General features: G+C 67.8%; 19 protein-coding genes and 1 pseudogene. 15 read left to right on the top strand and 5 right to left on the bottom strand.

The window, feature by feature from the left end; all coding sequences use genetic code 11:
- The first annotated feature begins 2 nt into the window (after window positions 1-2).
- The 4 genes from C7H84_RS06185 (at window position 3) to C7H84_RS06170 (ending at window position 3,051) form a co-directional block, all read left to right on the top strand.
- Window positions 3-1,037, top strand: a complete 1,035-nt coding sequence (locus tag C7H84_RS06185; RefSeq protein ID WP_121857971.1) for an alpha/beta hydrolase — start codon at window positions 3-5, stop codon at window positions 1,035-1,037.
- Between the two features lie 333 nt (window positions 1,038-1,370).
- On the top strand, window positions 1,371-1,742 hold the full coding sequence (locus C7H84_RS06180) for a CidA/LrgA family protein (protein ID WP_121858027.1): 372 nt from the start codon (window positions 1,371-1,373) through the stop codon (window positions 1,740-1,742).
- Window positions 1,739-2,473 (top strand): LrgB family protein, encoded by a 735-nt coding sequence (locus C7H84_RS06175; RefSeq protein WP_121857970.1) that lies wholly within the window; start codon window positions 1,739-1,741, stop codon window positions 2,471-2,473. Before C7H84_RS06180 ends, C7H84_RS06175 begins: the two co-directional genes overlap by 4 nt.
- A gap of 242 nt (window positions 2,474-2,715) precedes the next feature.
- A complete protein-coding gene (locus C7H84_RS06170) occupies window positions 2,716-3,051 on the top strand; it encodes a hypothetical protein (RefSeq protein ID WP_121857969.1) in 336 nt (111 codons plus the stop codon).
- A gap of 192 nt (window positions 3,052-3,243) precedes the next feature.
- Here the strand turns inward: C7H84_RS06170 and wrbA are convergent, their stop codons facing one another.
- Both wrbA and C7H84_RS06160 read right to left on the bottom strand, forming a co-directional pair.
- A complete protein-coding gene (gene wrbA, locus C7H84_RS06165) occupies window positions 3,244-3,846 on the bottom strand; it encodes an NAD(P)H:quinone oxidoreductase (protein WP_121857968.1) in 603 nt (200 codons plus the stop codon).
- A 61-nt stretch (window positions 3,847-3,907) separates the two neighbouring features.
- Complete coding sequence (locus tag C7H84_RS06160) at window positions 3,908-4,633, bottom strand: pirin family protein (RefSeq protein WP_121857967.1); 726 nt, start codon at window positions 4,631-4,633, stop codon at window positions 3,908-3,910.
- 127 nt (window positions 4,634-4,760) lie between these two features.
- Between C7H84_RS06160 and C7H84_RS06155 the strand changes: the two genes are divergently transcribed.
- The 4 genes from C7H84_RS06155 to C7H84_RS06140 all read left to right on the top strand — a co-directional run bounded on the left by C7H84_RS06155 (window position 4,761) and on the right by C7H84_RS06140 (window position 9,589).
- Entirely contained in the window at window positions 4,761-5,678 is a 918-nt protein-coding gene (locus C7H84_RS06155; protein WP_121857966.1) for a LysR family transcriptional regulator, read from the top strand.
- Between the two features lie 550 nt (window positions 5,679-6,228).
- The gene (locus C7H84_RS06150) at window positions 6,229-6,642 is read left to right on the top strand and encodes a DoxX family protein (protein WP_121857965.1); all 414 of its coding nucleotides are present in this window, start codon (window positions 6,229-6,231) and stop codon (window positions 6,640-6,642) included.
- A gap of 165 nt (window positions 6,643-6,807) precedes the next feature.
- A complete protein-coding gene (locus tag C7H84_RS06145; RefSeq protein WP_121858026.1) occupies window positions 6,808-7,752 on the top strand; it encodes an SDR family oxidoreductase in 945 nt (314 codons plus the stop codon).
- Between the two features lie 496 nt (window positions 7,753-8,248).
- A complete protein-coding gene (locus C7H84_RS06140; protein ID WP_121857964.1) occupies window positions 8,249-9,589 on the top strand; it encodes a reverse transcriptase family protein in 1,341 nt (446 codons plus the stop codon).
- A 101-nt stretch (window positions 9,590-9,690) separates the two neighbouring features.
- Here the strand turns inward: C7H84_RS06140 and C7H84_RS36245 are convergent, their stop codons facing one another.
- Entirely contained in the window at window positions 9,691-9,837 is a 147-nt protein-coding gene (locus tag C7H84_RS36245; protein WP_162999219.1) for a hypothetical protein, read from the bottom strand.
- Between the two features lie 124 nt (window positions 9,838-9,961).
- On the opposite strand from C7H84_RS36245, the gene C7H84_RS06135 reads away from it, so the two are divergent.
- The 4 genes from C7H84_RS06135 to C7H84_RS06115 all read left to right on the top strand — a co-directional run bounded on the left by C7H84_RS06135 (window position 9,962) and on the right by C7H84_RS06115 (window position 14,422).
- On the top strand, window positions 9,962-10,291 hold the full coding sequence (locus C7H84_RS06135; protein WP_121857963.1) for an H-NS histone family protein: 330 nt from the start codon (window positions 9,962-9,964) through the stop codon (window positions 10,289-10,291).
- 276 nt (window positions 10,292-10,567) lie between these two features.
- A complete protein-coding gene (locus C7H84_RS06130) occupies window positions 10,568-11,815 on the top strand; it encodes an MFS transporter (RefSeq protein WP_121857962.1) in 1,248 nt (415 codons plus the stop codon).
- 432 nt (window positions 11,816-12,247) lie between these two features.
- Window positions 12,248-13,171, top strand: coding sequence for an acetoacetate decarboxylase family protein (locus tag C7H84_RS06120; RefSeq protein ID WP_121857961.1), 924 nt, complete (start codon window positions 12,248-12,250; stop codon window positions 13,169-13,171).
- Window positions 13,172-14,422 (top strand): saccharopine dehydrogenase NADP-binding domain-containing protein, encoded by a 1,251-nt coding sequence (locus C7H84_RS06115; RefSeq protein WP_121857960.1) that lies wholly within the window; start codon window positions 13,172-13,174, stop codon window positions 14,420-14,422.
- A 25-nt stretch (window positions 14,423-14,447) separates the two neighbouring features.
- On the opposite strand, the pseudogene C7H84_RS37085 reads toward C7H84_RS06115, so the two are convergent.
- Both C7H84_RS37085 and C7H84_RS06105 read right to left on the bottom strand, forming a co-directional pair.
- A pseudogene (locus tag C7H84_RS37085) lies at window positions 14,448-14,549 on the bottom strand (type 1 glutamine amidotransferase domain-containing protein); the annotation flags it as partial.
- A 51-nt stretch (window positions 14,550-14,600) separates the two neighbouring features.
- On the bottom strand, window positions 14,601-15,695 hold the full coding sequence (locus tag C7H84_RS06105; protein ID WP_121857959.1) for an AraC family transcriptional regulator: 1,095 nt from the start codon (window positions 15,693-15,695) through the stop codon (window positions 14,601-14,603).
- A 260-nt stretch (window positions 15,696-15,955) separates the two neighbouring features.
- Here C7H84_RS06105 and C7H84_RS06100 point away from each other — a divergent pair, with 260 nt between their 5' ends.
- Genes C7H84_RS06100 through C7H84_RS06090 form a run of 3 tightly spaced genes read left to right on the top strand, consistent with a single transcriptional unit; the run spans window position 15,956 to window position 20,263 of the window.
- On the top strand, window positions 15,956-17,347 hold the full coding sequence (locus tag C7H84_RS06100; RefSeq protein ID WP_121857958.1) for an APC family permease: 1,392 nt from the start codon (window positions 15,956-15,958) through the stop codon (window positions 17,345-17,347).
- A 57-nt stretch (window positions 17,348-17,404) separates the two neighbouring features.
- Window positions 17,405-18,802 (top strand): aspartate aminotransferase family protein, encoded by a 1,398-nt coding sequence (locus C7H84_RS06095; protein WP_121857957.1) that lies wholly within the window; start codon window positions 17,405-17,407, stop codon window positions 18,800-18,802.
- A gap of 36 nt (window positions 18,803-18,838) precedes the next feature.
- Window positions 18,839-20,263, top strand: a complete 1,425-nt coding sequence (locus C7H84_RS06090; RefSeq protein WP_121857956.1) for an aldehyde dehydrogenase family protein — start codon at window positions 18,839-18,841, stop codon at window positions 20,261-20,263.
- The last annotated feature ends 81 nt before the right edge of the window (window positions 20,264-20,344 follow it).

Here is a 20,344-nt window from a genome sequence, read left to right as displayed (position 1 = left end):
TCATGAAGATCATCAAGCCGCTGCTGGTTGCTGCCGCCGTTGCCGCCGCATTGTCCACCGCACCCGCCGCATTCGCTGCCGGCGCATCTGCTGCCCAGCCCGATGTGGCCACGCGCGGGCTCCTCGCCGCACTGAACGGCCAGAAGGGGCCGGGCCTCGAAACGCTGAGTCCCGCGAAGGCGCGCCAGGTGCTGGTCGATGCGCAGAACGGTGTGAAGGTCGACCTGTCCGGGATCGACGTGTCGAACCGCACGATCGAGCAGGACGGCCTGTCGGTGCCCGTCACGATCGTGCGCCCGCAAGGTGCGACGGGCACGCTGCCGGTGTTCATGTTTTTCCACGGCGGCGGCTGGATTCTCGGCGACTTCCCGACGCATGAGCGTCTCGTGCGCGATCTCGTCGTGCAAGCGGGCGCTGTCGCGGTGTTCGTGAACTACACGCCGTCGCCGGAAGCGCATTACCCGGTCGCGATCAACCAGGCGTATGCGGCAACGAAATGGGTGGCCGCGCACGGTGCGGAGATCGGCGTCGACGGCAGCCGCCTCGCGGTGGTCGGCAACAGCGTCGGCGGCAACATGGCGGCTGCCGTGGCGTTGATGGCGAAGGACAAGGGCGGCCCGGCGATCCGCTTCCAGGGCCTGCTGTGGCCCGTCACGGATCACGACTTCAACACCGGTTCGTACCACGCGTATCAGCAGGACCACTTCCTGACGCGACCGATGATGAAGTGGTTCTGGGACGCCTATACGAAGAATGAAGCGCAACGCAACGAGATCTACGCATCGCCGCTGCGCGCGAGCACTGCGCAGTTGAAGGGGCTGCCGCCCGCGCTGATCCAGGTCGCGGAGTTCGATGTGCTGCGCGACGAAGGCGAAGCGTACGGCCGCAAGCTGGATGCAGCGGGCGTCGAAGCGACGACGACCCGCTACGACGGCACGATCCATGACTTCGGCTTGCTGAACGCGCTGGCCACGGATGCGCCGACGAAAGCCGCGATGAAGGCGATGGCGAATGAAATCGCGACGCGGCTGAAGTAAGCGGCCGATTCGCACGTGCGCCGCGCTCGACGCGGCGCGCGTGCGAATGACGGGAAGAGGCGGGCCAGTTCGCTCCGTCCCGTCCCGAATCAACGGCGTGATTCATTTTCTCCACCTTGCTGTGTCGGCGCGTGGCGGCGTTTGCCTACGCGCATGCGCGAAGCCGCTGCTTCGTGACAGGCGCTCGTAGCGATGTCCGGTCGCGTGGAAGTTGGTACGATCGCGCGTATTGTCCACGCCGGCGTCGCACACAGCCGGCCTATCGGCTCGCGCGGCTGCACGATCGGCATGATCGGCACCAGCGCACGCGGCCACGTTCGGGAGAAGCGCTTCATGCTGCAGGCGTTCGCGGTCTTGCTGACCTTCCAGTGTCTCGGGGAAGGCGTGTCCTATCTGTTCGGGCTGCCGGTGCCGGGCCCCGTGATCGGCATGCTGCTGCTGTTCGGCTTCGTGATGCTGCGCCCGCAGCTGGCCGATGCGATCGAGCCGACCGCGCTCGAGCTGCTGCGCCACCTGTCGTTGCTGTTCGTGCCGGCCGGCGTCGGCATCATGGTGTCGGCCGATCGCGTGCGCGGCGATGCGCTCGCGGTCGTCGTCGCGCTGGCGGTGAGCACGTCGCTCGCGATCGCCGTGACGGCGCTCGTCACGCGCGCATTGCTGCGGCGCCAGCGGCGCGCCGGCGGCACGGCGGAGGGCACGCAATGACGGCCTTCCCGAAACTCGGTGCGATCTGGGTCTATCTCGCCGCGACCCCGCTGCTCGGCCTGACGATCACGCTGATCGCCTACCTGATCGCGCAGGCCGTCTATGCGCGGGCCCGTTTCAATCCGCTCGCGAACCCGGTGCTGATCGCGGTCGCGCTGATCGTCGTGTTGCTGACGATCACGCGCACGCCGTATCCGACGTATTTCGAGGGCGCGCAGTTCGTCCATTTCCTTCTTGGCCCGGCGACCGTCGCGCTGGCGCTGCCGCTGTACCGCCAGTGGTCGAAGCTGCGGCGCACCGCGGTGCCGCTGCTGGTCGGGCTGCTGGCGGGCTCGCTGACCGCGATCGTGTCGGCGGTCGGCATCGCCGCGCTGTTCGGCGCGTCGCACCAGACGATCGCGTCGCTCGCGCCGAAATCCGCGACCACGCCGATCGCGATGGCCGTCGCGCAGGCGATCGGCGGCATTCCGTCGCTGACGGCCGTGCTGGTGATTTCGACCGGGATCTTCGGCGCCGTGTGTGCGCGCGGAATCCTGAACGCGCTGCGCATCGACGAGCCGGCGGTGCGCGGCTTCGCGCTGGGCGTTGCGTCGCACGGCATCGGCACCGCGCGCGCGTTCCAGGTCAGCGAGGAGGCCGGCGCGTTCGCGGGACTCGGGATGGGGCTGAACGGCGTGCTGACCGCGTTCGTCGTGCCGATCCTGCTGCCGGTGCTGTCGCGCTGGATCTGAGCGGGGGCGGAAGCCGGGCACCGGCGGCGCGCGATGCTATCGGTTTCCCTGATGGCGTCCGTGACGTTCCGGCCGCGGCGCCGGCCGGTCAACGTGCGTGCCGCCGACGTATCGCTGCCGTTATCAGGAGAATTCAGGAACCCGCACGGACATTTGCGTGGCGATCGGCTAACGTTGCATCGGCGCCGTCCTCGTACGCCGGCGTTCGACCCACAATCAACAATCGACAAGGAGATCCGGCCATGAAGAAGTCTCGCGCAGTTTCGGTGGCAGTGGCAGTAACGGTGTCGGTCGGTCTGCTGTTGACCGCCGCGCCCGCAGCATATGCGCAGGATCCGGCGTCCGCGCCGACGCAGAACCCGGCATCCGCGCCGACGCAGAAGCAGCTCGACAAGGCGCAGAAGAAGGCGGCCCGCAAGGCCGCCCGCGCGCGTCACGCGAAGGACCTGAAGGCGATCGGCACGGGCAGCGGCTACCGGCTGACCAACGACCAGAGCAACTATCCGCAGAATGCGGTGGAAAAGGCGCCGGCGACGAAGGCGGCACCGGCTCCGGCCGCGCCGGCATCGGGCCAATGACGGGTCAATAGCGGGCCAGTCGCTACCGGCCGCTGACGACCGCTGACGACCGCAGGCGGCGAACACAGCGCTACGGTCCGCTCAATGGAAAACGGCGCCGGGTTCGACCGGCGCCGTTCGTTCGTGTGCGTGCCGCGCAGGCGCCACACGCCGCGGCCCCGGGCTTCCCGGGGCACGCGGCACGGGCTCGCGTTACGACGCGAGCTTCACCGCGAGTTCCGCGACGTGCTTGCCCTGGTAGCGCGCGATATCGAGTTCGTTCGCGCTCGGCTGACGGCTGCCGTCCGCGCCCGCGAGCGTGGTCGCGCCGTACGGCGTGCCGCCCGTGATTTCGTTCATGTTGACGAGCCCGCTGCATGCGTAGGGCACGCCCACGATCACCATCCCCTGGTGCAGCAGCGTGGTGTGGAACGACGTGATGGTCGTTTCCTGGCCGCCGTGCTGCGTGCCGGTCGACGCGAACACGCTGCCGATCTTGCCGACGAGCGCGCCTTTCATCCACAGGCCGCCGGTCTGGTCGAGGAACGTGCGCATCTGGCCGGCCATGTTGCCGAAGCGGGTCGGCGTGCCGAAGATGATCGCGTCGTAGTTCGCGAGTTCGTCGACGGTCGCGACGGGCGCGGCCTGGTCGACCTTGACGCCGATCGACTTCGCCGTGTCGACGGGGATGGTTTCCGGCACGCGCTTGAGCGTGACCTCGACGCCGGGCACCGATTTCGCGCCTTCCGCGACGTGCTGCGCCATCGTTTCGACGTGCCCGTAGGACGAGTAGTAAAGAACGAGTACCTTGGCCATGTTGCGAATCTCCGAGTAAGAAGGCCCCGCGTTCAGCGGGGCCCGAGGTTCCGAACGGGCGTCATGCCCACTCGGCCGTCACTTCGACCGGACGCAGGTCGAATACCAGCACTTCCGCATCCTTGCCGTCGGCGAACGTCAGCGCCTGTTCGCCGCGGATGCGCGCGCCGTCGCCTTCGCCGAGCGTCACGCCGTTGACCGTCACGCTGCCCCGTGCGACGTGCACGTAGGCGAAGCGGTCCGGTGCCAGTTCGAGCGTGGCGCGCTCGTCGCCGTCGAACAGCCCGGCGTAGATCCGCGTGTCCTGCCGGATCGCCAGCGAGCCGCCGTTACCATCGGGCGACACGATCGGCGCGAGCTTGCCGCGCTTGTCGGCTGCCGCGACATGGGTCTGCTGATAGCGCGGCTCGGCACCCTTCTCGGCCGGCCCGACCCAGATCTGCAGGAAGTGGACGGGCGCCTCGGGCGAGTGGTTGAACTCGCTGTGACGCACGCCCGTGCCGGCGCTCATCAGCTGGACGTCGCCCGGCACGATCACCGACCCGGTGCCCATCGAATCCTTGTGCTCCAGCGCACCGTCCAGCACGTACGACAGGATTTCCATGTCGCGGTGCGGGTGCGTGCCGAAGCCGCGGCCCGGGGCGACGCGGTCGTCGTTGATCACCAGCAGATCGGAAAAGCCGACTTGCTTCGGATCGTAGTAATTCGCGAAAGAAAACGTATGACGCGAGCTGAGCCAGCCATGCTCGGCACGGCCACGTTGGTTTGCTGCACGAGTCTCGATCATGATTTTGTCCTTGATGTCGCCGGTCCTCGGAAGTGGGGCCGGCCGTTCGTTGAGATGAATCTTAGGTCAATCTATTTGACAAATAAATGCCCGTGGAGATAATGACTGTCACTCTGGGGTGGACAATATGGAACTCAACGACCTGAAGATCTTCGTCGCGACCGTCGATGCCGGCAGTTTCACGGCGGCGGCCGACCAGTTGATGCTGTCCAAGCAGTTCGTGAGCCGGCGCACGATGGCGCTCGAGGCGTCGCTCGGCGTGCGGCTGCTGCATCGCAACACGCGCAATCTCGCGGTCACGGAATCGGGGCAGGAGTTCTATGCGCGTGCGCAGCGGATCCTCGCGGAGATCGCCGATGCCGAGCAGGCGATGTCGGTGCGCAGCACCGAACTGCACGGCTCGCTGAAGATCAGCGCACCGCTGTCGTTCGGCATCACGCACGTGTCGCCGCTGATCGCCGAATTCCTGTCCGCGCATCCGGCCGTGCGGCTGAACCTCGACCTGACCGACCGGCGCGTCGACCTGATCGGCGAGGGCTTCGACCTCGTGCTGCGGATCGGTGCGCTCGAGGATTCGACGCTGATCGCGCGCCCGCTCGGCGCGTGGAAGATGATCGCGTGCGCGAGCCCTGCCTACCTGAAGCGGCAGGGCACGCCCGACACGCCGGCCGATCTCGCCGGCCATACGTGCCTGATGTACGGACGCGAGCGGCGCGTCGGCTGGGAATTCCGGATCGACGGCGCGTCGCGCACGTTCGACGTGCAGGGGCCGCTCGTCGCGAACAACGGCGAAGTCGTGCGCGACGCGGCGATCGCCGGGCTCGGCATCGCGCTGCTGCCGCATTTCATCGTCGGCGCTGCGCTCGACAGCGGCGCGCTCGTGCCGCTGCTCGACGCGTATGCGCCGTCGCCGCTCACGCTGAACGCGGTGTTTCCGCAACATCGGGAAGGGTTCGTCACGCTGCGCACATTCATCGGGTTCCTGGCGGAACGGTTGGGGACGGCCGTGCCGCCGGCGGACGGCGGCGCGGGGCGCAGGCCGTAGCGGAGCGGGTGTGCGGCGAGCACGCGCGTAATCACCGCAGGATTTGCGGAGATGGTCGAGCGATGCGGTGAGTCGCCTGCCGGGCGGGATCGCGCGCGTGCTGGCGTGGCTCGCGCGACGCAGAGTGCCGCGCCGGCGCGGGCGTGACGTATTGGGGCAACTGCGCGACGGCGTTGCTGGCGCGGGCGATTCCGCCGGCGGATCTCGCGACGCTGAAGATGTGATCCGGCTGGCCGGCGCATCAAGCGGTGTGCCGGCCGTCCGCCGCGCATATGCCGCATTTGTTACGTGACAATTGTCCACCAAACCGAGACAGCCAATCTTGTTTCGACGGATTGATGATTTCCAGTGAGACAGTAGACTGCACCTGTGCTTCGCCAGAACCGCTCCGCAGCCCGCCACGATGGCGCGGCCGGACGGATTCCTCGGCAGCGGGCCGACCGGCCCGCGGTTCGAGCGTGCGAGGAGGGTTCGTTGCCGATTCGTGGGTTCGCCGTTGCGGCGGCCGTCGGCAGCGAATGCGTCAAACCGTCAAATCAAGGTGATTGTCATGCGTTACGTTTCGCTGGAGTCGAAGAAGGACGAGCTGCTGCTGGCCGCTCGCGTGCTGATGATGGTGCTGTTCGTTATGTTCGGCTGGCAGAAGCTGAACGGCTTTTCGGGCACGGTCGCGTACATGACGTCGACGGGCGCACCGTTGCCCGAGCTGTCGGCGGGGATCGCGGTGGCGGTCGAGCTGCTCGGCGGGGCGCTGATCGCGGCCGGCTTCTATACGCGTCCGCTCGCCCTCGTGTTCGCGGCCTACACGCTCGCGACAGCAGTGATCGGGCATCGCTACTGGGCGCTGCAGGGCATGGATCAGTTCGTCGCGATGATCAATTTCTACAAGAACATCAGCATCATCGGCGGGCTGCTGTTGCTCGCGTTCACCGGGCCGGGACGCTATTCGTTCGACCGGAAGTAAGCCAGCACGACAGGTTGCGTGCGGCACGACGGGCCCGGTGCGCTGGATGGCGCACCGGGCCTCGTTTCATCAAGCGCATGGCGCCGACGGGCGAGCTAAATCGACATCGGCTGTCGGTTCTCGGTTAGATTGGGGCCCCGTCATTCCTTTGCATCGTTGGCCATCGTGTCGCACCCGACCATCCTCCTCATCGGCGCGTCCGGCCTGCTCGGCCGTGCGGTCGCCGCGTCGCTGTCCCGCGAAGCGTCGCTGACGCTGGTCGCGACCATCCGGAACCCCGACACCGCCGGCGCACGGCAACTCGCACTGCCGCCCGACAACGTCGCCCGGCTCGATGTGCTCGATCAGCCGGCGCTCGAACGGCTCTTCGACACGCGCCGACCGGCTGCCGTGATCATCTGCGCGGCCGAGCGTCGCCCGGACGTCTGCGAACGCGACCCCGCGGCCGCGCGCGCGATCAATGTCGACGCGCCGGCCCGCATCGGCGCGCTCGCCGCACGCTACGGCGCGTGGACGCTCGGGATCTCCACCGACTACGTGTTCGACGGCAAGGCCGCGCCGTACCGCGAAGACGCGACGCCGAATCCGTTGAACATCTACGGCCGCACCAAGCTCGAAGGCGAGGCCGCGTTGCTCGTCGCGTCGCCGTTGGCCTGCGTGCTGCGTCTGCCGTTGCTCTACGGGCCGATCGTCGACTGGCGCGAGTCGGCCGTGACGACCCTCGTGCCGGCGGTCGTCGCATCCGCACGACCGGGCGCCGAGGCGGTCGGCATGGACGCGTGGGCGATCCGCTATCCGACCTACACGCCCGACGTCGCGGACGTCATCCGCGACCTGACGCTGCGCCAGCTCGCGGGTGCGTCCGTCACCGGTATCCGGCACTGGTCGGGCGAGGAACCGATGACGAAGTACGACATCGCGCGGCGGATCGCGACCGCGCTCGGCATCGACGCCGCGCTCGCACGGATCGACACGCCGGCCGATGCGACGCCGCGGCCCTACGATTGCCATCTGGATGCGCGACGCGTGCGCGCGCTCGGCATCGAGCATGCGACGCCGTTCGCGACCGGGCTGGAGGCTGTATTGCGCAGCGCGCCGCCGCTGCCGTAACGGCCGCGCGGGGTGCCGCGCCGCGGGCGGTCGCGGTCATCGTCCGTGCATCGCTTGGCGCTACACTCCGCAACATTCTGACTAACTGGAAGCGTCAGCGCCGCGGCGCGTCCGGTACGCCGATGCAGACGAACAAGATCGCGAGGGCGAAGCGGAACGTTACGTCGTACATATCGATGCCGACAGGTTGCATGCACGGTGGCTCGGCACGCGATCGCGTTCGCCGAGCTGTTCGCACGACGCGCCTGAGCATCGCGCGCGTGTCGCCGAAGGTTCGCCGATTGACACGCCGCGCGCGCGGCCCTTACAGTCGCGTCGCGGGGCGGTGGGTCAAGCACAACCCCCGGAACAGGCAGTCGATGTTCCAGGACCACGGGGCTACCCCGTGGATGAGCCCGACACCCCGATGCGTCGCCAGAGCGCAGGTTGCGCGTTGCGCAACGACTGCTCTCGCAGCACCTGTCACGTTGACTCATCGTCCCGCCCATTCTTCTCCATGCAGACGTCCCGGTTCGATACAGCCCGCCTGATTGCCGATGCGATGCTGGCCGGTCCGCCCGAGCGCGCCGGCGTGCTCGAGCGCATCGCGGCCGTAATCGGCGTCGCGCCTTCATGGGCGCACGAGCTCGTCGACCACGCGTTCGCACACTTCGGCACGCACTGGACCGACGTCGATACCGATCGGCTGGCAAGCGCGCTGGCCGATACATCGGCCTTCATGATCGCGTGGTACGGCGATCATCGGCCGACGGTCGTCCGCATCGTGCAGCGGCCGCCGGTGCAGCGCCCGTTGCCGCCGCGGCTTGCCGGCGTCGACGTACCGCAATGGCCGACCTGTGGCGACCTCGCGCGCTGGCTCGACGTGAGCACCTCCGAGCTCGACTGGCTGGCCGACCGCTGGCGCGTCGACGCGCGCGGCAGCGACGCGCCGCTGCATCACTACACCTACGCCGGCTACGACAAGCGGCGCGGCGGCTGCCGCCTGATCGAGATGCCGAAGGGCCGGCTGCGCGACGCGCAGCGCCGCATCCTGCACGGGCTGCTCGACCGGATTCCGCCGCACGACGCGGCGCACGGCTTTCGCAAGGGGCGCGGGATCGTGTCGTTCGCCGCGCCGCATGCGGATCGCGATGTCGTCGTCCGGTTCGATCTCGCGGACTTCTTCGTGTCGGTGCGCGCGGCGCGCGTCCATGCGCTGTTCACGACGCTCGGCTATCCCGCCGAGGTTGCACGCACGCTGACCGCGCTGTGCACCAATCGCGTGCCGTCGGCGCGGCTGTTGGCGCCCGACCTGCGCGACCGGTTCGACTGGACCGCGCGCCAGCGCTATCGCAACCGGCACCTGCCGCAGGGCGCGCCGACCTCGCCGGCGCTGGCAAACCTGTGTGCCTTCCGGCTCGACCTGCGGCTCGCCGCGCTCGCGCGTTCGCTCGGCGCGGCCTATACGCGCTACGCGGACGATCTCGCGTTCTCGGGCGGCGGCACGCTCGTGCGCGACGCGGGGCGGCTGCAGGCGAGGGTCGCGGCGATCGCGCTCGAGGAAGGCTTCGCGCTGCAGCTGCGCAAGACGCGCGTGATGCGGCGCGGCATGCGGCAGCAACTGGCCGGCGTCGTCGTCAATCGCCATCCGAATCTGGCGCGCGACGAGTTCGATGTCCTGAAGGCCATCCTGACCAATTGCATCCGCCACGGTCCGGTGTCGCAGAATCGCACCGCGCACGCGGATTTCCGCGCGCATCTGGCTGGACGCGTCGCCCATGCAAGCGCGCTGAACGCCGCGCGCGGCGCGAAACTGCATGCGCTGCTCGCGCGAATCGCGTGGGACGGGCGCAGCTGAGGCGCATGAACCGACGCGCCGGCATCGACATTCCGCGGCCGGTCGAGACAGGGCGGCGCTGCAACGCAAAACTCCTCGAACACGAGCGATGCGCACTGCTATCATTCGCGCCATGCCGTGCCCTTGAAAGGTGCGGCGCCCGGTGGCGAGGAGGTCTCCACCGACGCGGCCACGCGTGCGAACGCGGTGCGCCACGTGTTGCGGGCCGACGGCGTGCGGCTTTCGACGATCGCGTCGCTTTGCGACACACGTCGACAGCCTTGCTGATTCAGGCCAACGATTCACATCTCGCAACACAGATTGGCGGAACTTCGTGATAGGTTCTGCCATCGGAGGTTTTTTGAAAAAAACATGCCCAAAGAGGATGAATACATGACCCAGGCTCTGCAGGAACTCGAAGCACAACTTCGGGACCTGAACATCAAGTTGTCGGAAGCCAAGCAGAAGGAGAAGCAAGCCGCGCTCGCGGCATTCAAGGAGCAGGTCCAGCTGTTGGGCATCTCGCAGCAGGAAGTGCTGAGCGCCCTCGGCTACATCGTCCAGCGAAAACGCAAGGCGCCTGCCAAGTACTACGATCCGACGACCGGTCGTTCCTGGACGGGGCGCGGCCCGAGGCCCAAATGGCTCGAAGGCAAGGATCTCGACACGCTGCTCGTCGACCGCGAGGCCAAAACCTGGTGGCCCGGCGACGATCAGGGCTGATGCCGCACCGCACCGGTACCGCTGCGGTGCCGTTCGACCCGCGCCGGCGGCGACGCCGGCCACGCAACACCCGCTTCAATCCTTTCTTTCGGTGTCCCGTCTGATTGCGGGCCCCGGCTTCAACATCTTTCAATTTCATTACCCGCTGCTGCCTGCATCCGTTCCCGGACGCGGGCGGCGCGGCCCTTTCTGCGCGCATACGGGTGCCGGCCGGCCGCCGGCGGAAACAGGCTTTAGAATGTCGCCCGGACATTTCCGGCATTCCGGCAGGACACCATGGCAGCAAACATGAAATCTTCGGCGCTCGGCGATCCGGGGGCGCCGCGCGCGGAGCAGGTCGGCGCGTACGCGTGGAAGGCACTGGCCGGCTCGGCGATCGGCTACGCGATGGACGGCTTCGACCTGCTGATCCTCGGCTTCATGCTGCCGGCAATTACCGCGTCGTTGCAGCTCACGCCCGGGCAGGGCGGCGCGCTCGTCACGTGGACGCTGATCGGCGCCGTCGCGGGCGGCATTCTGTTCGGTGCCCTGAGCGATCGCTACGGCCGCGTGCGCGTGCTGACCTGGACGATCATGTTGTTCGCGGTGTTCACCGGCCTGTGCGCAGTCGCGCAGGGCTTCCGCGATCTGCTGGTGTACCGGACCATCGCGGGCATCGGCCTTGGCGGCGAGTTCGGGATCGGCATGGCGCTCGCGGCCGAAGCGTGGCCGGCAAGCAAGCGGGCGCGCGTGTCGTGCTACGTTGCGCTCGGCTGGCAGGCCGGCGTGCTGCTGGCCGCGCTGCTGACGCCGCTGCTGTTGCTCCATATCGGCTGGCGCGGGATGTTCGTGGTCGGCGTGCTGCCGGCGCTGCTCGCGTGGGTGCTGCGCAACCGGCTCCATGAACCGGAAGTGTTCGTGCAGCGCGCGACGCAGCCGCGCGCCAACGCGTTCCGGATGCTCGTCGCCGATGCCCACACCGCGCGCACGAGTCTCGGCATCGTGATCCTGTGCTCGGTCCAGAACTTCGGCTACTACGGGATCATGATCTGGCTGCCCACCTTCCTGTCGAAGCAGATGAGCTTCTCGCTGACGAAGTCGGGGCTGTGGACGGCGGCTACCGTCGTCGGGATGATGATCGGCGTCTGGGTGTTCGGCCAGCTCGCCGATCGTATCGGCCGCAAGCCGACGTTCCTGCTGTACCAGTTCGGCGCGGTCGTGACGGTGCTCGCGTATGCGCGCCTGTCGGACCCGGCCGCGATGCTGTGGGCCGGCGCGCTGATGGGGATGTTCGTCAACGGGATGGTCGGCGGCTACGGCACGCTGATGTCCGAAGGCTATCCGACCGCCGCGCGCGCGACCGCGCAGAACGTGCTGTGGAATATCGGCCGCGCGGTCGGCGGCTTCGGGCCGGTGGCGGTCGGCGCACTGGCCGCGCACTACTCGTTCCAGACGGCGATCGCGCTGCTGGCCGGACTCTACGTGCTCGACATGGTCGCGACGCTGTTCCTGATTCCCGAGTTCAAGGGCGTCGAACTCGAATGACGGCGCGCGGCGGGTGACGGCAAATGGAAAGACCGGCGAACGGCATCACCGCTAGCGCGCAGTCTCACCTGTTCGACCTGTCGTAGTACTACGCATCGTTGAAGTGCACCGGGCTCTAAGAAAAACAAGGCGCAACTGCGCATCGCGATCGACAGCATCCGGAACCGGCCGACCGATCTGGACTGCGCCGAGCGCACGCGCTGGGTGATGGAGCGTCTGCACGACAGCGGTGTGGTCTCGATACGCGGCAACGGCCGCCGGGCGGCCGCCAAATCCGCGAAATGAGCGGCGCCGGGCGTTCCGACCTGTTCCTCTAGTCGGGATTCTTGACCTTGAAGTCAACTTGAATCTTAGAGTGCCTACCGACGGTAGTGAATCAGCAGGCCGAGAAGGTTGCCTGCCACGATCAATCTTCGACGAGAGACGACGCCCATGGACAGGCGCTTTACACAGGTCGAATTCGGGCCGCATACGGTCGACGTGCCCGCAGGCGGGTATTACGACCGGTTCCGGATGAATCCGGATCTCGACGCGGTCGCGCGCGATCCCGCCGCTGGGAACATCGATTTTTTCCGTCGGATTCCGAAACGTCAGGTGGCGTCGCGCGTGGGCCCGACCTGGGCGCCAAATTTCTACTATCGTTCGAGCAGCGTCCAGCTGCTGTTTCTTGCGCCGCTCGAGCGCCTGCGCACGATGCTGCCGGTGCCGCTCGAACCGCTGCGCGCGGTTCCCGGCTACGGGCTCGTCGCGCTGACGTTCTTTTCGTATTCGGTCTGCGACAACGATCCGTACGACGAGGTGTCCGTCGCCGTGGTGATTCGCCGGCCTGGCGCGCTCGGCTCGCATGCGCTCGAGCTGCTCGACGCGATGCGGCGCCGCAGCTTTTTCGCGCACGTGCTGGCGCTGCCCGTCACGACGGAAATCGCGCGGCTGCGCGGCGTGCACGGCTATCAGCTGCCCAAGTGGCTTGCCGATATCGACCTGAACATCGGCGCCCGGGTCAGCGCGCGGATCGCCGGGCCGGACGGTCGGCCAGACCTGACGCTGAACGCGCCGTCGCCGGCGCTGAGCGACGTGCCGTCGCAGTCGCGGATGGGCACGAATACCATGATCAATCTCGTCGACGGCGTGTGGCACCAGAGCTCGGTGCAGACCAATACGCTGTCGTTCGCGCAGCGCGTGTTGCCGCGCGGCGTCGAACTGGTGCGGCACGGCGGCCCGCTGAGCCAGTTGCTCGACGGGCTGGGCGTCACCACCATCGTGCGGTTCGACGTGGTCAAGGACGCGCAACTGGTGCTGAACCTGCCGACGCCGTTGCAGGCGTTCGACGGACCCATTCGTTCAAAGGAAGCATGAATGACCCAGCCGACCCGTGATCTCGACCTAGTCGTATTCGGTGCCACCAGCTTCGTCGGGCAGATCCTGACGCGCTACCTGGCCGAACATCTGGCGGGCAGCGGCGAAACGCTGCGCTGGGCGATCGCCGGCCGCTCCGACGCGAAGCTCCGGCAGGTGAGGGACACGCTCGGCGCCGCGTGGCAGACGCTGCCGATCATCGTCGCCGATGCGGCCGACGACGTGCGGTTGCAGGCGTTGTGTGCGCGCACGCGCGTCGTCGTGTCGACCGTCGGCCCGTACGCGCTGTATGGCGAGCCGCTGGTCCGCATCTGCGCGCAAACCGGTACGGACTACTGCGATCTGACCGGCGAGACGCAGTGGATCAAGCGGATGATCGAACGCTACGAGCCGGCGGCGCGGCAATCGGGCGCACGCATCGTGCATTGCTGCGGATTCGATTCGGTGCCGTCGGACATCGGCGTGCTGTTCCTGCAGCAGCACGCGCGGCGGCAGTGGGGCGCGCCGGCCACGCAGGTGACGATGCGCGTGAAGACGCTGAAGGGCGGCGCGTCGGGCGGAACGGTCGCGAGCGTGATCAACGTCGTGCGGGAAGCGGCGGCCGACCCCGCGTTGCGTCGCGAACTGCTCGACCCGTATGCGCTGTGTCCGAAGGATCACCGCTTCACGGTGCGCCAGCACGCGGTCCGGTCGGCGCAATTCGATCGCGACGCCGGCGCGTGGATCGCGCCGTTCGTGATGGCGGCCGTCAACGAGCGCGTCGTGCATCGCTCCAATGCGCTGGCGGACTACGCGTATGGCAGCAAGTTCGCCTATGACGAGGCGGTCATCACGGGCACCGGCCTGAAGGGCCGCGTCGCTGCGCTCGCGATGGTGGCCGGCCTCGGTGCGTTCATGGTCGGCGTTCTGATCGGGCCGGTGCGCGGCCTGATGGAGCGCTTCCTGCTACCGAAGCCCGGCGAGGGGCCGAGCGCTGCCGCGCAACTGGCCGGCCGCTACGATCTGCGCTTCTTCGGGCGCGCGGACGACGGGCGAACGCTGCGCGTGAAGGTCACCGGCGATCGCGATCCCGGTTACGGCTCGACCGGCAAGATGCTTGGCCAGGCGGCACTCAGCCTCGCGCTGGATTGCGCCCGCGACGGCGAGAAGACCGGGCGCGGCGGCGGCTTCTGGACGCCCGCGACGATGTTCGACGAGCGCTTCGTCGAGCGCCTCGAGCGTCACGCGGGGCTGCGTTTCGAACAGCTTTGAGTGCGCGGCGCGGCGCCGCGTCGCGTTACAGCAGCGCGACGATCTGTTCGGCCGTCGCCTTCGCCGACTGCGGATTCTGTCCAGTCACGACGCGCCCGTCGACGACGACGTTCGACGTAAACGGCAGAGGTCGACGCGGGCAAGTGCGTCACGAGTCCGCTGATCGTCGCGCCCCCCATCACGCGTCGTCGTCCGCGCCCGCCCGCGGCGTCTTGCCGGTCCAGCGCCGGTACGCGTGGCGGAAGCTGCGCGGTTCGCTGTAGCCCAGCCGTTCCGCGATCGCGGCCACGCTCAGCGTTGGCTCGTCGAGCAGCCGCACCGCTTCATGATGGCGGACATCATCCAGCAGCGACTGGAATGTGATGCCGTCCTTCTCCAGCCGCCTGCGCAACGTGCGCTCGGTCAGATGCAGCGCGCCTGCGAGTGACGTCATCGACTTGAAGCGCGCGAGGTCGCGCGCCATCAACTCCTTCGCGCGATCGGCGAAGCGCGTGCCGATCGATGCGGCCCACTGACGTTCGAGTACTTCGCACTGCCCATGGAGTGCATTGAAGCTGACTTCGTTCGCGAGCCGCGGCGCCTCCGTGCCGTTCACGCTCGTAAACACGAGCCGGTTCTCGCCCGCATTGAACGTGACCGGGCAGCCGAAGTGACGCGCGTAGTCGGCGGCGTTGCGCGGCGTGCGGCGCGCGAGATGCAGTTGCGCGGGCCACACCGGCTTGCCGACCAGATCGGACACGATCAGGCGCACGCTCGACAGGCACATGTCGGTCTGGAACACCTCGATATCGGGTTCGCCGTTGTAGCGTTCGATCGTCACGCTCATCGCGTCCGCATGCGCGTGCACGCGCACGTCGAAATACAGCCCCATGAACAGCGGAAACTGGCTCATGCAGCGGAACGCCTGCATCACGGAGCCGCTGATCAGCATCGCGTAGCCCGCGAGGCCGAGCGTCGATACATGGAGCCGCGCGCCGATCGCGAGCCCGATCGACGGCACGCCGCTGCAGCGCAGCAGATTGCGGAAGCAACGTTGCTCCTGTTCGCGATTCACGTGCAGGTTCGGTGACGCGACTTCGGCCGCGCCGAGGCCGGTACCTTCGAGCAGCGCGGCGCCGTCGATGTGCCGGACGCGGCACTCGTCGAGCGCGACCGCGATCGCATGCACGGTGGCGGGAATGTCCCGCTGGCGTCCGGCCGGACGCGCGAGACCGAGCGCTGAACGCAGGCTGCGTTCGGCACGGCTTTGATGTCGATGGGACTGGCTGTCCATGGGGCGGAGGGCGGCGACGGGTTCGCGTAGAACATAGCTGGAATGTTCGCGAAACGCCAGAGGGCCTGCACGGCCGGCGACAGGCCGGTTACCTCACGTCCGGAAATATCCCCCGATTACGTCCGCTTTTCTCATTCGTCGTGGATTTTTTGGCGCACGACACTCGTTTCCGAATCGCGCAATGCGTGCCATGCCCGCCATGCCCGTATTGCCGACGACACGAGTGTTGAAGTCATGAAAGACATCCACGCGAGGACAGCATGAAAGACACCAGGCCCGAGCAGCGCAGGTTCAAGATCGCCGCAGACGATGCGCGAGAGCGCGCGAATCCGCAAGCCGATGCGGAACCGCGCGGCACACATTCGCTGGGGCTCTTCACACTGGTGATCTTCGGCCTCGCGTACATGCTGCCGATGACGGTGTTCACGACCTACGGGATCGTCACGCGCGAGACCAACGGCCATCTGACGATCGCGTATGCGGTCACGCTGGTCGCGATGCTGCTGACCGCGCACAGCTACGGCCATATGGCGCGGCTGATGCCGAGCGCCGGCTCCGCCTATACGTTCGCGAGCCGCAACTTCGGCACGTCGGCCGGCTTCATGGTCGGCTGGGCGCTGTTGATGGACTACCTGTTCATCCCGATGATCAGCTACCTCGCGATCGGGATCTACATGAAACAACTGTTTCCCGGCGTGCCGGCGAGCGTGTGGATCATCGGCAGCATCGCGCTGATTACCGGGCTGAACATCGTCGGCATCCGGCTCGTCAATCGCGTGAACCTGATCCTGATCGCGAGCCAGCTGGTGTTCATCGCGGTGTTCGTCGCGGCGGCCGCGCACGTCGCGGCCGGCGAGGGGCTGACGCCGACGCTCGCGCTGCCGTCGTCGGGCGACGCACGTGCGATCTTCGCGGGCTCCGCGATCCTGTGCCTGTCGTTCCTCGGTTTCGACGCGGTGTCGACGCTGTCGGAGGAAACGCGCGAGCCGCGCCGCACGGTGCCGCGCGCGATTCTGCTTTGCACGCTCGCGAGCGGCGTGCTGTTCATGCTGATCGCGTATGCGGGGCAGGTCGTGTTTCCGGACTGGCACGCATTCAAGGATCTCGATTCCGCCAGCCTCGAACTGATGCGGCGCATCGGCGGCAGCACGCTGTCCGCGCTGTTCGTCGCGGTCTATGTGGCCGGCTGCTTCGCGAGTGCGATGGCCGGGCAGGCGAGCGTCACGCGCGTGTTGTTCGCGATGGGCCGCGACCAGGTACTGCCCGGGCGTGTGTTCGGTCATCTGCATGCGCGGCTGCGCACGCCGGTGCGCGCAACGCTCGCGGTCGGCGCGGTGTCGCTCTCCGCGCTGTTCATCACGCTCGATCTCGCGTCGACGATGATCAGCTTCGGTGCGCTCGTCGCGTTCGCGGTCGTGAACCTGTGCGTGATGCGCAGCTACCTCGGCCGCGCGGAGCATCGCGGCGTCGCGGGCTGGATGAAGTTCGGTGTGGTGCCGGCGCTCGGCTTCGCGATGAACGTGTGGCTGTGGTCGGGCCTGTCGCGCCAGACCTTCTACGTCGGCATCGGCTGGCTCGCGCTCGGCTTGTGCCAGCTGCTGTGGCTCACGCGCGGCTTCACGCGCCCGGCGCCGACGCTGTCGATGAACTGAATGACCGGCCGGCGGCTTTCGCTCGCCGGTGTCGAAACCCTGAAGGAGGAGTGACCCATGAACGGTATTGACGTCAATCTCGATGCGGACCTGCAGGCGCTCGGCAAGCGCCATCTGCTGATGCACTTCACGCACGCCGATGCGTATCGCGAGCAGGCGCTGACGGTGTTCGACCGCGGCGAAGGCTGCTGGCTCGTCGACCGCAACGGCAAGCGCTACTTCGACGGGCTCGCGGGGTTGTACTGCGTGCAGGTGGGCTATAGCCACGGCGCGGAGATCGGCGATGCGATCCGCGAGCAGATGGTGCGGCTGCCGTTCGCGACCAACTGGGGCTACGGCCACGAACCGGCGATCCGTCTCGCGCACAAGCTCGCGGCGCTCGCGCCGGGCGGCCTGAACCGCGTGTTCTTCACGTCGAGCGGTTCCGAGTCGAACGAATCCGCGATCAAGCTGGTGCGCCAGTATCACCAGGCGCGCGGCGAGCCGCAGCGGCGCAAGTTCATCGCGCGGCGCGTTGCGTACCACGGCACGTCGTTCGGCGCGCTCGCGCTGAACGGGATGACCAACTTCCGCAAGCATTTCGAGCCGTTGATGGCAGGCGTGCGGCACGTGAGCAACACGAAGCGCTACGGGCGGCCGGAAGGCGAGACCGAAGCGCAGTTCACGCGGCATCTGCTCGACGAGATCGAATCGCTGATCGTCCAGGAAGGGCCGGACACGGTCGCTGCGATCGTCGTCGAGCCGCTGCAGAATGCGGGCGGCAGCTTGACGCCGCCGGCCGGCTATGCGGAGGGATTGCGCGCATTGTGCGACCGGCACGGCGTGCTGCTCGTCGCCGACGAAGTGATCTGCGGGTTCGGCCGGCTCGGCGAATTTTTCGGGTCGACGCGCTACGGGCTGAAACCGGACCTCATCACGTTCGCGAAGGGCATCGCGTCGGGCTATGTGCCGCTCGGCGGCGTGATCGCGAGCGATACGGTCGTCGATACCGTGCTTGCCGGCCCGCAGCAGATGTTCCTGCACGGCGCGACCTACGGTGGCCATCCGGTCGCGTGCACGGCCGCGCTCGCGAACCTCGCGATCATGGAACGTGAAGGCGTGCTCACGAACGTGCGCGCCAACGAAGCGGTGTTCCGCGAGACGCTCGACGGGCTGCTGGAGCTGCCGTGCGTCGGCGACGTGCGCGGCGACGGCTACCACTACTCGCTCGAGCTCGTGACCGACAAGGCCGCGCGCCGTTGGGCGGCCGGCATCAGCGCGCAGACGTTCGTCTCGACGCTGCTCGCGCCCGCGATCTTCGACGCGGGGCTGCTGTGCCGCGCGGGCGTCGATCACGAAGGCACGCCGATCGTGCAGTTCTCGCCGCCGCTCGTGATGTCGCGCGACGAGATCGTGTGGTTCGTCGCGAAGATCCGCGACTTCCTCGCCGATACCTATGCGCGTGCGACGCGCTGAGCGCGGCACCGGTATTCGTCACCTTAGGAGCATTCGATGCGAACCTCACAACAGAGCTATATCGCCGGGCAGTGGCTCGACCCGGCCGATGCGCGCGCGATCGACGTGATCGATCCGGCTACCGCGAAGCCGTATGCGCGGCTTGCGATCGGCGGGCCGGCCGATGTCGACCGCGCGGTGGGTGCGGCGAAGCAGGCATTCGACGCCTACTCGCGCTGGACGGTCGACGCGCGTGTCGCGCTGCTGCAGCGCGTGCTGGAGATCTACCGGCGCCGCTACGACGAAGTCGCCCGCACGATCAGCCAGGAAATGGGCGCGCCGATCGCGTTCGCGCGCGCGATGCAGGCGGCCGTCGGCACTGCACATCTCGAACAGACGATCCGTGCGCTGCAGTCGTTCCGGTTCAGCACGCAGACCGATTCGCTGCTGGTGTCGCACGAGCCGATCGGCGTGTGTGCGCTGATCACGCCGTGGAACTGGCCGATCAACCAGATCGTGTGCAAGGTCGCGCCGGCACTCGCGGCCGGCTGCACGATGGTGCTCAAGCCGAGCGAGATCGCGCCGTTCAGCGCGATCCTGTTCGCGGAGATCCTGCACGAAGCCGGCGTGCCGCCGGGCGTGTTCAATCTCGTGCATGGCTACGGGCACGAGGTCGGCGATGCGCTGTCGCGGCATCCGGACGTCGACATGGTGTCGTTCACGGGCTCGACGCGCGCCGGTGTCGAGGTCGCGAAAGCCGCCGCCGATACCGTGAAGCGCGTGCATCAGGAGCTTGGCAGCAAGAGCCCGAACCTGATTCTGCCCGATGCCGATATCGAGGATGCGGTCACGCGTGGCGCGCGCAGTTGCTTCAGCAACAGCGGGCAGTCGTGCAACGCGCCGACGCGGATGTTCGTGCATGTCGACCAGTTGGCCGCGGCCGAGGCGGCGGCGCGCAACGAGGCGGCGCGTACGGTCGTCGGCGATCCGCGTTCGCCGGAAACGGGTATCGGGCCGGTCGTCAGCCGCACGCAGTTCGACCGCATCCAGCAGCTGATCCAGTGCGGCATCGACGAAGGTGCGAGGCTCGTCGCGGGCGGCCTCGGCCGGCCGGACGGGCTCGGCGACGGCTTCTACGTGAAGCCGACGGTGTTCTCGAACGTCACGCCGGGCATGACGATTGCACGCGAGGAGATCTTCGGACCGGTGCTGTCGATCCTGACCTACCGGACCGAGGACGAGGCCATCGCGCTCGCGAACGACTCGATCTACGGGCTCGCGGCGTACGTGCAGACGAAGGATCCCGAACGCGCACGCCGGGTCGCGGCGCGATTGCGGGTCGGCAACGTGCACATCAACTATCCCGCATGGAATCCGGCGGCGCCGTTCGGCGGCTACAAGCGTTCGGGCAATGGCCGCGAGTATGCGGAGTTCGGCCTCGTCGAATATCTGGAGACGAAGGGCACGACGGGGTACGCATGAGCGATGCAGCGCCGCTGCCCCGGTTCGCGGGCGCACGTGTGCCGATGGGCCGTGGCGCGATTCCGCACGCGGCGCGCGGCG

Source organism: Burkholderia sp. Nafp2/4-1b (genome assembly GCF_003635165.1).
Classification (GTDB): Bacteria; Pseudomonadota; Gammaproteobacteria; order Burkholderiales; family Burkholderiaceae; genus Burkholderia.
Note: the sequence above shows the minus strand (reverse complement) of the source record. Positions and strands in the feature narration are given on the sequence as shown.

Coding starts and splice junctions, on each gene's coding strand:
- wrbA (WP_121857968.1), bottom strand. CDS start 3,846: ATGGCCAAGGTACTCGTTCTTTACTACTCGTCCTACGGGCACGTCGAA.
- C7H84_RS06105 (WP_121857959.1), bottom strand. CDS start 15,695: ATGGACAGCCAGTCCCATCGACATCAAAGCCGTGCCGAACGCAGCCTG.
- C7H84_RS06175 (WP_121857970.1), top strand. CDS start 1,739: ATGACGGCCTTCCCGAAACTCGGTGCGATCTGGGTCTATCTCGCCGCG.
- C7H84_RS06180 (WP_121858027.1), top strand. CDS start 1,371: ATGCTGCAGGCGTTCGCGGTCTTGCTGACCTTCCAGTGTCTCGGGGAA.
- C7H84_RS06100 (WP_121857958.1), top strand. CDS start 15,956: ATGAAAGACACCAGGCCCGAGCAGCGCAGGTTCAAGATCGCCGCAGAC.
- C7H84_RS06150 (WP_121857965.1), top strand. CDS start 6,229: ATGCGTTACGTTTCGCTGGAGTCGAAGAAGGACGAGCTGCTGCTGGCC.
- C7H84_RS06130 (WP_121857962.1), top strand. CDS start 10,568: ATGGCAGCAAACATGAAATCTTCGGCGCTCGGCGATCCGGGGGCGCCG.
- C7H84_RS06135 (WP_121857963.1), top strand. CDS start 9,962: ATGACCCAGGCTCTGCAGGAACTCGAAGCACAACTTCGGGACCTGAAC.
- C7H84_RS06185 (WP_121857971.1), top strand. CDS start 3: ATGAAGATCATCAAGCCGCTGCTGGTTGCTGCCGCCGTTGCCGCCGCA.
- C7H84_RS06120 (WP_121857961.1), top strand. CDS start 12,248: ATGGACAGGCGCTTTACACAGGTCGAATTCGGGCCGCATACGGTCGAC.
- C7H84_RS06170 (WP_121857969.1), top strand. CDS start 2,716: ATGAAGAAGTCTCGCGCAGTTTCGGTGGCAGTGGCAGTAACGGTGTCG.
- C7H84_RS06155 (WP_121857966.1), top strand. CDS start 4,761: ATGGAACTCAACGACCTGAAGATCTTCGTCGCGACCGTCGATGCCGGC.
- C7H84_RS06160 (WP_121857967.1), bottom strand. CDS start 4,633: ATGATCGAGACTCGTGCAGCAAACCAACGTGGCCGTGCCGAGCATGGC.
- C7H84_RS06115 (WP_121857960.1), top strand. CDS start 13,172: ATGACCCAGCCGACCCGTGATCTCGACCTAGTCGTATTCGGTGCCACC.
- C7H84_RS06095 (WP_121857957.1), top strand. CDS start 17,405: ATGAACGGTATTGACGTCAATCTCGATGCGGACCTGCAGGCGCTCGGC.
- C7H84_RS06090 (WP_121857956.1), top strand. CDS start 18,839: ATGCGAACCTCACAACAGAGCTATATCGCCGGGCAGTGGCTCGACCCG.
- C7H84_RS06140 (WP_121857964.1), top strand. CDS start 8,249: ATGCAGACGTCCCGGTTCGATACAGCCCGCCTGATTGCCGATGCGATG.